This is a genomic window from Mesorhizobium sp. M7A.F.Ca.CA.001.08.2.1 (genome assembly GCF_003998455.1).
GTDB lineage: Bacteria > Pseudomonadota > Alphaproteobacteria > Rhizobiales > Rhizobiaceae > Mesorhizobium > Mesorhizobium ciceri.
Map to the genome: position 1 here is coordinate 1 of NZ_RZPW01000122.1, position 10924 is coordinate 10924.

A 10924-nucleotide genomic window follows, 5' to 3' on the forward strand; every position below is an offset into this window, starting at 1 on the left:
GTCCTTCTTCGCAAGAATCCATATGCGACAGCCTCGGAGGGGGAGACGGGAATTTGCGTCAGGCCAGGTCGATGGTCCGCCCCATTGCGATGCTCTGTTCGGCGGCCAGCACGATGCGCAGGCTGTTGACCGCCGCGTCCATCTGCTCGGTGAGGTCGAGATCCTCGCGGATGGCGCGCAGGAAGACGGCCTGCTCGCGGTCGCACAGTTCCTGGTGGCCGGGTTCGTCCTCCATGCTGACGATCTCGTCGGGTTTGGAGAAATTCTTGTCGCCGTCGACAGCGGCATAATGGATCTTCAGCGCATCGGTCTTGGTGTGGCGGTCGATGTCGGCGGAATTCGAAACCTCTGCCAGCTCGGCAACACTGCTTGCCTGCTGGCCGGCGACGATCGACACCGCGCCCTTGGGGCCGACGACGTCCTTCACGAAATAGGCCGTCTCGCTCATCATCGGGCCCCAGCCCGCCTCGTACCAGCCGACCGAACCGTCATCGAAGGTGACGTGCAGATGGCCGTAATTCTGCTTGTCGGCTTCCGCCCAGAGCTTGGCGCCGATGCCGTGCACGCGCACCGGCTTGGCGCCGGTCAGCTGGCACATGACGTCGACATAGTGGACGCCGCAATCGACGATCGGGATCAGCGAATCGATCAGGTTCTTGTGCCAGTGCCAGGCGCTGCCGCTGCTCTGCTGGTTGAGGTTGAGCCGCATCACCAGCGGCTTGCCGAGCGTCTTGCCGACCTCGATGAACTTGATCCATGACGGATGCACGCGCAGAATATAGCCGAGCACCAGCTTGCGGTTCTTCGCGCGTGCCGCCGCGACGACCTTCTCGGCATCCTCGTTGTTGGTGGCGAGCGGCTTTTCCATGAACACATGGCAGTTGGCGGCGATTGCCTTCAGCGCGTATTCGGCGTGGGTGTTCGGCCAGCTGTTGATCGAGACGGCGTCCGGTTTTGTTTCCTTCAGCGCCTGGTCGAAATCCTCGTAGAGGGGGTAGCCGGCTAATTCTTCCGGAATCTTCGTGTTGCTCCTGATCGACCGGCTCATGATGCCGACGATCTCGAAACCGTCGAGCCGGTGATAGGCGCTGGCATGCGACGCACCCATATTGCCGAGACCCACCACCAGCACTTTCACCTTGTCGGACACCGCTACCTCCCAAATTCTTGATTGAATAATATGCGGCGATCGGTTGCCGCTCGCATGTCTATCCGGGACAACCACCTCGGGTCAGCGCCGCCGCTCATTGCCTGCCCTTTCCTCTCCCCGTCGATCGGGGGAGAGGTGTCGAGCGAAGCTCGACGGAGTGGGGGTCGACCCTCGCGCCCGCTTGAGGTCTCTTGCTCGTCAGATTGTGCCTGTCTTGCGGCGACTGCTCGTTTGACGAACGCCTTCCCCCACTCCGTCGCCGCTTCGCGGCGCCACCTCTCCCCCCTCCGGAGGGAGAGGAAAGGAGCCAAGGCAGGGTAATGGAGGGCGGCGCCGACATGACCCGTTGCGCAGCCCTACTTCACCGCCGAATCGAACAGATGCGCCTTGATCTTCTCGACATCGAGCGCGGCAAAACCTTCCGACAGTTTGACGCCGTCGGCATCGGCCTTGACCTTGGCCTTGTCGAAATCATTGGCCGGGCCGATCAGATCGTTGGTGCAGACATCCTCGGCCTTCACCGGGGCGGTGATCTGGCCGATCTTGTGGATTTCGTCGAAGAAGCCCTGCCAGCTCGCCATGTCGTGCGAGCCCCAGCCGCCGCGCTTGTCCATGTCGCCGCGGAAAACGTTGATCTGCTGCAGGATCGAGGTGGTGCCGAGCTCCGGCCCGAGATTCTTGGCCAGCGTCGGGAACTGCTCGAACACCGCTTCGACCGCCGCGCGTGGATTCTGGTAGCCGAATTCGAGGCCCATCGCCCAGCCGCGCAGGTACTTTTCCAAAAACGCCTTGCGGTCGGGATCCTCGAGATCGGCGGCACGCACGACGAAGGTGTTGGCCGGCAGCTTCGAATTCTGCACGCCGAGCCAGTATTCGAAGTCGAGCCCCTTGGCGATCCATTCGGCGCGCAGCCCTTCCCACGACAGGGCGGCGTCGCCCTGGCCGCCGGCCAGCGCCGTTCCCCAGGTCGGCCAACCGGCCTCGACATATTTCACCTTCTTGATGTCGACGCCCTGCGCGGCCAGCAGCGGGTCGGTGATCGACTGCCAGGCGGCGGAGCCGAGCAGGATGGTCTTGCCTTCCAGCTTCTTCAGGTCGTTCGATCCCTCGCCCTTGCGGAAGGCGATGCTGAACGTGTCGCGCGCGCCCATATGGAACACCGACTTCAGCTTCATGCCGTTCTGGATGGCGAAGGAGAACACGCCGGGCGACGGGAAGCCCATATCGGCCTGGCCGACATCGACGAACTTCACCGTCGCGGTGCCGTCCGATGGTCCCGGCTGCATGTCGGTGTCCAGCCCGTCGAAATAGCCGGCCTTCTTGGCCGCCCAGTAGGGATAGTCGTCGAGCACTTCGAGCGTGCCGCGCGGCGAGATCCAGGTGAATTTTCCGTAGGGTTCGGCCCTGGCCTTCAGGCCGGTGGCGCCAAGCGCCGTCGCCGTCACCAGCCCGGCGCCGGTGACCTGCAGGAAGTAGCGGCGGCTGATCCCCGCCGGGTTGATCGAGTTCTCTTTGGTCATGGCATTCCCCTTTTTTGTTTGATGTCAGTCTCTTGCCGCCCGCCTCCCGGGCGCCGTCATATCCCTGCGTTCAAGCCTCCCAGCTCGCCCATTTCTTGCCGATCAGGAAAAACAGCACGTAGATCAGGATGCCGAGCGTCGACAGGATCAGCACCACCGCGAAGAACTGCGGCATCTGGATCATCGACGAATAGGTGGTCAGCCGGTTGCCGAGGCCGAAACCGCCGCCGACCATTTCCGCGCCGACCGCGGTCAGCAGGCCGAAGATGGCGCCGATCATCAGCCCGACCAGGATCATCGGCAGCGCCATCGGCGCGCGGATCTTCCAGAAGATCTGCAGGGTGCTGGCGCCATAGGAACGCGCCAGCGCGATCTTGGCGCTGTCGACGCGGCGAAAGCCTGTCGCCGCATTGATCATCACCATCGGCCCAGCGGCCAGCGCCACCGCGATGATGCGCGGCGTGTAGCCGAAGCCGAAGCGCAGGATCAGAAGCGGCACCAGCGCCAGCATCGGCGTGGTGACCAGAAGCAGGATGTAAGGCGCGACGATCTTCTCTGCGAACGGGAATTGGGTGATGACGGCGGCCAGCACCAGGCCGATGATGGCGCCGATGGTGAAGCCGGACACCAGCTCGACCAGCGTGTAGCCGAGATGCGGCGCGATCAGCGGAAACTCGTCGAACAGCGCATAAGCGATCGAGCTCGGCGGCGGCATGATATAGAGCGGCACGTGGAACAGCCGCAGCGCCAGTTCGATGCCGCCGATGATGATCACCGCCACGGCAAGAATGGCCGCCACCTCCTTGCCCGACTTGATGCCGGGGCCGCTGGCGAAGGCCGACAGGTTGGTCAGGCTGACCTCGTGGCCATCGCCCGCCTTGGCGCCCGACTTGGACTTCGAGAATTCCGGAATGGCATCGCCCCCGCTCACGGCCTGATCCTCACGATTTCGGCGCTCGGGCGCTCCGGCGCTTTTGGCCGCGTGCGTTCGCCGACAATGTCCATCTTGATCCGGTTGGTGAGGTCGAAGACCTCCTTCGTCGCCATGATCTCCAGCGAACGCGGCCGTGGGAACGGCACGCGGTATTCCTTGGCGACCCGTCCTGGCCGTGCGCTCAGCACCACCACCCGGTCCGAGAGAAAAATCGCTTCCTCAATCGAGTGGGTGATGAAGACGATGGTTGTCTTGGTGTCGAGCCAGATCTCCTCGACCAGCCGGTTCATCTCCTCGCGGGTGAAACTGTCGAGCGCGCCGAACGGCTCGTCCATCAAAAGCACCGAGGGCTTTAGCGCCAGCGCCCGCACGATCGCCGCGCGCTGCTGCATGCCGCCCGACAGCTCGCGCGGAAACTTGCCGCCGAAGCCATCAAGCCCGACCCGGTTGAGCAGATGCGCGATCCACGCCCGGTCCGGCTTCTCGCCCTTGATCTCGAAGGGGAAGCGGATGTTGGCGTCGAGGTTGCGCCACGGCAGGAGGTTCGCCTCCTGGAAGACGATGCCGATATCGGGATGCGGACCGGTGATGGCCTTGCCGTCGAGCCGGATCTCGCCACTGGTCAGGCTGTGCAGGCCCGACATCGACCACAAAAGCGTGGTCTTGCCGCAGCCGGAAGGGCCGACGATCGAGACGATTTCATTGACGCTGACATCGAGGCTGCAGCGGTCCAGCGCCAGCAGGTCGCCGGAGGCCGTGTGATAGATCTTGGTCGCTGCCTGCACGCCAAGCTTCGGCTTTTTTGCATCGCCCGTGTTCATCTGCCCCCCGGGAAGATTGCGCGATGATCCATTGGCTCATCCCCAGCGAAAATCAGTCTGTAACTATCCTACTTTCCTGTCAAGCGCCGACGATAGCGGCCGTATCACGAAAATCGATTAGTATACCTATCATGTTGTTTTAATGTCTGTTTTACGGCCTTGAAATGCATGTTGCTTTCCTACATACTTCGGAACTGACACGGACCGGAGAGGAACGGAGGAAGGTGAGCTTTCCCCAACGACACGCTGCGGTTGCGATCCGGTCGGGCACGTGGAGCCAGGGCGTGCAAACATGCTAAGACGACAGCCTCGCAACCCAGGGAAAGACCAGGACCCCATGACCGACGCTGGCAGCCAGGACGAGCCTGTTCCAGGCCCCGATACCGAGGGACGCGATCCTGTCCGGCGCATCCCCGACATCATCTCGCTGGTCAAGGATTCCTACAGCGAATTGCGCCCGGCCGAACGGCGTGTCGCCGATGTCGTTCTCGACGACGTCAAATATGCCGTCGACGCCTCCAACGCCGCCCTTGCCCAGCGCGCCGGGGTCAGCGAACCGACGGTGACCCGGTTCTGCCGCGCCATCGGCTGCGAGGGCGTGCGCGATTTCAAGCTGAAGCTGGCGCAGAGCCTCGTCGTCGGCGCGCTCTACCTGGCCAAGTCGCCTTCCGTCAGCAATGACAATGGCATGCCGTTCTGGAACGCCGTGTTCGGCGAGGCGCGCCGGGCGCTGCAGGAGGCCGAGCGGCAGCTCGACCCGGCCCAGCTGCAGAAAGCCGCCGAGCTGATCGCCAAGGCGCGCCAGGTCACGGTCTTCGGCCTCGGCGGCAGCTCCTCGGCGCTGGCGCAGGAAACCCAATACCGGCTGTTCCGCTACGGCATCACGGTCAGCGCCCAGTGCGATCCCTATCTGATGCGCATGACCGCCTCGACGCTCAAGCCCGGCGATCTGGTGATCGCCATTTCGGCGACGGGACGCACCCGCGAGGTGATCGAGGCCGTCGAGCTTGCCAAGCATTACCGCGCCAATGCGATCGCCGTGACCGCGCCCGACACCGAGCTCGCCCGCACCTGCGACGTCAGGCTGACGGTGGCGGTGCCGGAATATCCCGACACGCTGAAGCCGACGGCATCGCGCTTCGCCTTTCTGGCGGCGATCGACCTGCTGGCGGTGGCCTCCGCCTACAAGCTCGACGGCTCGGCCCGCGAGACGGTGCGCCGCATCAAATACAACGCCCAGATCCACCGCACCGGCAAGGAGATGGAGCCGCTCGGAGACTAGGGCTGCGCTTTTCCTTCTCCCCTTGTGGGAGAAGGTGGATCGGCGCGTAGCGCCGAGACGGTTGAGGGGTGGGTGACGGAGTGCCGTCGGCGCCAAGCTGGAGCACCCCTCATCCGACCTCACTTCGTGAGGCCACCTTCTCCCACAGGGGGAGAAGGGAAGCCGGACATGAAACGAAAGAGGGAAAGAGATGCTCGAAATAGCACCGACGAAACAGGCGGCCGCATGGCTCGAATCCCTGGCGCAGGCGCTCGCAGCCGGCGACGCTGCGGCGGCGAGCAACCTGTTCGTCGACGATTGCTACTGGCGCGATCTCCTGACCTTCACCTGGAACATCACGACCATGGAAGGCCGCGCGGCGATCGCCGACATGCTGGCGACGACGCTGGCGACGGCCAAGCCGAGCGCGTGGCGGCTGACCGGCGAGGCGACCTCGGACGACGGCACCATCGAGGCCTGGTTCAGCTTCGAAACCGTGGTGGCCAGGGGGGAGGGCATCATGCGGCTGCGCGACGGCCGCTGCCGGACATTGTTCACGGCGATGGCCGACCTCAAGGGCTTCGAGGAGCGCAAGGGCGCGGCGCGGCCGCTCGGCGTGCGCCACAAGGCCGATCCCCAGCGCGAGACCTGGTCGGAGGCGCGGGCGCGCGAGACGCGCGAACTCGGCACTGATGAACAGCCCTATTGCCTGGTCATCGGCGGCGGCCAGGGCGGCATCATGCTGGGGGCGCGACTGCGCCAGCTCGGCGTGCCGGCCATCGTCATCGAGAAGAATGCCAGGCCGGGTGACTCCTGGCGCAACCGCTACCGCACGCTCGTGCTGCACGATCCGGTCTGGTACGACCATCTGCCCTACATTCCCTTCCCCGAAAACTGGCCGGTGTTCACGCCCAAGGACAAGATGGGCGACTGGCTGGAAATGTATACGCGCGTCATGGAGCTCAACTACTGGGTCGCCACCAAATGCCTCAGCGCCAGCTATGACGAGGCCGAAAAAGTCTGGACCGTGGTCGTCGACCGCGTCGGCCGGCAGATCACGCTGAAGCCCAAGCACATCGTCTTCGCCACCGGCGCCTACGGCCCGCCACGGCGGATCGATCTGCCGGGTGCCGGCCGGTTCAAGGGCGAGTTGCTGCACTCCAGCCAGTATGCCAGCGGCGACAAATTCCGCGGCAGGAAAGTCGCCGTCATTGGCGCTGCAAGCTCCGGCCACGATGTCTGCGTCGACCTCTGGGAGAGCGGCGCCGAGGTCACCATGATCCAGCGTTCGCCGACGACAGTGGTCAAGTCGGACACGCTGATGGAAGTCGGCTTCGAGATCTTCTCGGAAGACGCACTGGCGCGCGGCATCACCACCGAGAAGGCCGACATGATCGTCGCCTCGACGCCGTTCGCGCTGGTGCCCAAGGGCCAGCAGGCGCTTTACGAGGTGATCAAGGCGCGCGACGCGGCCTTCTACGACCGCTTGCGCGCCGCCGGCTTCGCCATCGATTTCGGCGACGACGAGACCGGCCTTCTGATGAAGGCCTACCGCACCGGCTCCGGCTACTACATCGATGTCGGCGCCTCCGACCTGATCATCGACGGCAAGATCGGCATCCGCAGCGGCGTCGCCATCAAGTCGCTGACCCCGAGCGGCATCCTGTTCGAGGACGGCAGTGAACTCGTCGCCGACGCCATCATCGCCTGCACCGGCTATCAGTCGATGAACGAGAATGTCGCCGCGATCGTTTCGCGCGAAGTCGCCGACAAGGTCGGCCCGTGCTGGGGCCTTGGCTCCGGCGTCAAGGGCGACCCCGGCCCCTGGCAAGGCGAGCTGCGCAACATGTGGAAGCCGACCGCCCAGGAAGCGCTCTGGTTCCACGGCGGCAATCTGGCGCTGTCGCGCTTCTATTCGAAATATGTGGCGCTGCAGATCAAGGCGCGGATGGAAGGCATTGAGACGCCGGTTTACGGGGCGGTGAGCAACGCCGGGTAAAGTCGACCCCCACTCCGTCGAGCTTCGCTCGCCGGAGTGGGGGAAGCCATTCGCCAAGCGCACAGTCCCAAGACAGGCACAAGCTGCCGAGATCAGCTAGTCGTGCCGATGCCCAAAGTGCCTCGCCGCAACCTCGACATGGGTATGCGCGGCATGCGCCACAAACCGCTCAGTCTCGCTGACATCGTTGACCGCTTCGTTCGGCCACCAGGTGCCGCCGATAACGATGCCTTCGCACACCAGTCTCTGATCGGCGACCAATGACGCGCCGACCGCGTCGACGAAGGTGAAGCGGCCCGGGCGCTGACGGAGCACGGCGACGTCGCCGACCGTGCCGATGGCCAGTGTGCCCAGGTCAGGCCGCGCGATCGCCTGCGCCGGCGCTTGCGTGGCGGCGCGCAGGACCTCGACCAGCGGCATGCCGAGCGCCAGGAGCTTCGACATGCAGACGAGGATGTCGAAGGCGGGACCGTCGACGCAGTAGAGATGCACGTCGCTCGAGATCACGTCGGGCGCCAGCCCTTCTTCGAGCATGGCGCGGGCGACGGCGAAATCGAACGAGCCCATGCCGTGGCCGATGTCGAAGATGACGCCGCGCTCGCGCGCCAGCCGCATGTCGGGCCGCACCGCGCCGGAAGCGAACACCGGCGCATTCGGGAAAGGCCGGAAGCAATGGGTGAGAATGTCGCCCTTGCGCAGGCGCGGCAGCACTTCCGAGCGGCCGGGCGGCGGTTCGTCGATATGCGCCATCAGCGGCAGGCCGGCCTGGTCGGCGGCCTCCAGCGCCAGATCCACCGGCGCGATGCCGCTGGTGCCGCCGGCATGCTTGCCCGAGCGAACCTTTACGCCGACCACGACATCGCGGTGCTCGCGCACCGCAGCCACAACCTCGCGCGGTTCGCAGAGCCTGAGATCGCTGCACTCGCCCACCGACACCGTCTGCGAGAAGCCGAAAATGCCGGCAAAGGAAATGTTGACATAGGCCAGGATGCGAACCTTCGAGCGCTCCATGACATGGCGGCGGAAGCCGAGGAAATTGCCGGCGCCCGCACTGCCGGCATCGATGAAGGTGGTGGTGCCGCTCTTGGCGGCCAGCCGGTCGGCATCGACGCCAAGCGACGTGCCGCCCCAATAGACGTGGCTGTGCAGGTCGACCAGGCCCGGCGTGACGATGCAGCCGGCGGCATCGACGATCTGCGCGGCGCTGTCCGCCGGGATATCGGCGTCGACCGCGGCAACGCGGCCATTGGCGATGGCGACATCGCGCAGCGCGTCGAGGCCAGCGGCCGGATCGATCAGCCGTCCGCCCTTCAGCAGGAGGTCGAATTGCATGGGGTAACCTCCGCTCGTTGCTTTGCTTACAGAGGCAGATAGGCGACCGCCTCGACCTCGATCTTGATATCGATCATCAGCCGCGATTCGACCGTGGTGCGGGCCGGCGGGTTCTTCGGAAAGTGCCTGGCATAGACCGCGTTGAAGGCGCCGAAATCGCGCGCGTCTTCCAGCCACACGGTGGTCTTCACCACATCGTCCATGGTGCAGCCGGCCAGCGCCAGCGCGGCCTTGACGTTGGCGAGCACCTGCTCGGTCTGTTCCGATATGCCGCCCTTGACCACGATGCCGTCGCTGCCGACGGGAACCTGGCCCGAGACATAGACGAGATCGCCTGCCCGCACGGCGGGCGACAGCGGCACATGCGACGTTCCAAAACACTGTTTCGGCAAGGGACAAGCCTCCTCTGATGACAGGACGGGGTGCCATTGCGGCGCCCGCTTCGATCGACATTTACGCCGATCCGGCCGATCCTCATAGGGGCCTTGTTGGAAAGCAACATTCTTGGAAATCTGCGTTGCTTTATTACAAGAGCCCTTGCATCGTACGCGCTGACGGGCGGCTTGGAAGCCGCACCGCACAGACGCATTTGCCAGAGCGGAGACAGCAGCAATGACCTACGACAAGAACCCGTTTCCATCAGGCGATGCCGATCGCCACGCGCTCTGGGAAATGCTGGTGCGGCGCGACATCGACGCTTTCATCGGCCAGGACTGGGCCATGGTCGAGGATGATTTCGTCGCCGAGAGCTTCTTCGGCATGCATGCGCATTTCCTGCACAACGCCGACGCCTGGCGGCTGCAGTTTCCAAGGCTCGACGTCTATCGCGACGAATGGCTGCGCCAGGCCAAAGAGACGGCGGCGACCAAATTCGCCGAGCCGCTGCGCGAGGCGCTGTTTCGCGTCACCAACATGCGAGACATCGACGTCGACGGCGACCGCGCCGTGCTGCACAAGAAGTTCGACGGCTCGGTCGCCAAGGCGGACGGCAGCGTCGACCGGCTGAAATGGCAGACGCTGTATTTCTGCAGCAAGGTCGGCGGAAGCTGGAAGATATCAGGCTTCGTCGGCTATATGCCGCATCCGCTCGGCAGCTAGAGCCAGCTGATCAGTAGAGCGTGACGAAGGCCGGAAACAGCATGCCGGTCGCCCGGAAATGCTCGACCAGTTCGATGGCCGGGAAGATGGCGAGGAAATAGAGCCCGTCGAAAAACGTGCGCTTCAAAGCCCGCGTCGAGAACTGCAGTTCGTCATCGTCGCGGTAGAGCAGCGGGTTTGGCCAGAACCGGGGCGTGCTCTTGGTGTAGGCAAGATAGGCTGGGCCGAACTTGCCGAGCAGAAATTCGGCTTCCTTGCGCGCCGTGACGCGAAAGATGAAAAAGCTGGCAAGGCCCAGCGCCACGGCCGCCATCAGCGAGCCGTAGAGCAATCCAATGCCGACCGCGCCGACCGTCGAGAAGAAATAGAGCGGGTTCTGCGTGGTCGAGAACGGTCCCGTCGAGACCAGTTCCTCGTTCTTCTTGCCGCCGACATAGAGAATGCTCCACAGCCGCCCGACGACACAGACGAGCACCAGGCAAAAGCCGAAGAATTCGATCGTTTCGTGCCCGTCGGAGCCCTCGCTCAGCCCCGGCTTGGTGAGAAACAGCAGCAACACCGCCAGCGCCGCCGCAACTCGCACGAAGATCAGGCGCTTGCGCTGGTCGAAGGCCTGGGAAACCGGCTTGAGGGTAGCGTAGGTCATTTGGTGTTTCCTGGGGCACTGACGAGTGCCCGTGAGCAATGGGCATGACATTGATGGCGGATGAAAGGCGCACGCCCTCTATCGGCGCAGCGCCGGGCATTCGTAAAGGACCTTTGCGCGGCCCACGACCATTCTTACGAATTTGTATGCCGCCGGACAGGCC

General features: G+C 64.3%; 10 protein-coding genes. 3 read left to right on the forward strand and 7 right to left on the reverse strand.

Going from position 1 to position 10924, the window contains the following annotated elements:
- Positions 1 to 58 precede the first annotated feature (58 nt).
- From EN914_RS10175 to EN914_RS10195, 4 genes are all read right to left on the reverse strand, one after another.
- Positions 59 to 1150, reverse strand: coding sequence for a Gfo/Idh/MocA family protein (locus tag EN914_RS10175; protein ID WP_127389067.1), 1092 nt, complete (start codon positions 1148 to 1150; stop codon positions 59 to 61).
- A 356-nt stretch (positions 1151 to 1506) separates the two neighbouring features.
- Positions 1507 to 2670, reverse strand: a complete 1164-nt coding sequence (locus EN914_RS10185; RefSeq protein ID WP_013528758.1) for an ABC transporter substrate-binding protein — start codon at positions 2668 to 2670, stop codon at positions 1507 to 1509.
- Between the two features lie 70 nt (positions 2671 to 2740).
- Positions 2741 to 3601, reverse strand: coding sequence for an ABC transporter permease (locus tag EN914_RS10190; protein WP_013528757.1), 861 nt, complete (start codon positions 3599 to 3601; stop codon positions 2741 to 2743).
- Positions 3598 to 4425, reverse strand: coding sequence for an ABC transporter ATP-binding protein (locus tag EN914_RS10195; protein WP_024504068.1), 828 nt, complete (start codon positions 4423 to 4425; stop codon positions 3598 to 3600). Before EN914_RS10195 ends, EN914_RS10190 begins: the two co-directional genes overlap by 4 nt.
- Before the next feature lie 337 nt (positions 4426 to 4762).
- On the opposite strand from EN914_RS10195, the gene EN914_RS10200 reads away from it, so the two are divergent.
- Together EN914_RS10200 and EN914_RS10205 are read left to right on the forward strand one after the other, a co-directional pair.
- Positions 4763 to 5707 carry a MurR/RpiR family transcriptional regulator gene (locus tag EN914_RS10200; protein WP_024504069.1) on the forward strand — a complete coding sequence of 315 codons (945 nt, stop codon included), beginning with the start codon at positions 4763 to 4765 and terminating at the stop codon, positions 5705 to 5707.
- Between the two features lie 190 nt (positions 5708 to 5897).
- Positions 5898 to 7685, forward strand: coding sequence for an NAD(P)/FAD-dependent oxidoreductase (locus EN914_RS10205; protein ID WP_024504070.1), 1788 nt, complete (start codon positions 5898 to 5900; stop codon positions 7683 to 7685).
- 96 nt (positions 7686 to 7781) lie between these two features.
- Here EN914_RS10205 and EN914_RS10210 read toward each other — a convergent pair whose 3' ends face one another.
- Together EN914_RS10210 and EN914_RS10215 are read right to left on the reverse strand one after the other, a co-directional pair.
- Entirely contained in the window at positions 7782 to 9017 is a 1236-nt protein-coding gene (locus EN914_RS10210) for an amidohydrolase/deacetylase family metallohydrolase (RefSeq protein WP_024504071.1), read from the reverse strand.
- Positions 9018 to 9043: 26 nt separating this feature from the next.
- Positions 9044 to 9409 (reverse strand): RidA family protein, encoded by a 366-nt coding sequence (locus EN914_RS10215; RefSeq protein ID WP_024504072.1) that lies wholly within the window; start codon positions 9407 to 9409, stop codon positions 9044 to 9046.
- A gap of 220 nt (positions 9410 to 9629) precedes the next feature.
- On the opposite strand from EN914_RS10215, the gene EN914_RS10220 reads away from it, so the two are divergent.
- Complete coding sequence (locus EN914_RS10220) at positions 9630 to 10115, forward strand: hypothetical protein (RefSeq protein WP_024504073.1); 486 nt, start codon at positions 9630 to 9632, stop codon at positions 10113 to 10115.
- A 10-nt stretch (positions 10116 to 10125) separates the two neighbouring features.
- On the opposite strand, the gene EN914_RS10225 is transcribed toward EN914_RS10220, so the two are convergent.
- Positions 10126 to 10761 (reverse strand): isoprenylcysteine carboxylmethyltransferase family protein, encoded by a 636-nt coding sequence (locus tag EN914_RS10225; RefSeq protein WP_024504074.1) that lies wholly within the window; start codon positions 10759 to 10761, stop codon positions 10126 to 10128.
- Positions 10762 to 10924: the final 163 nt, after the last annotated feature.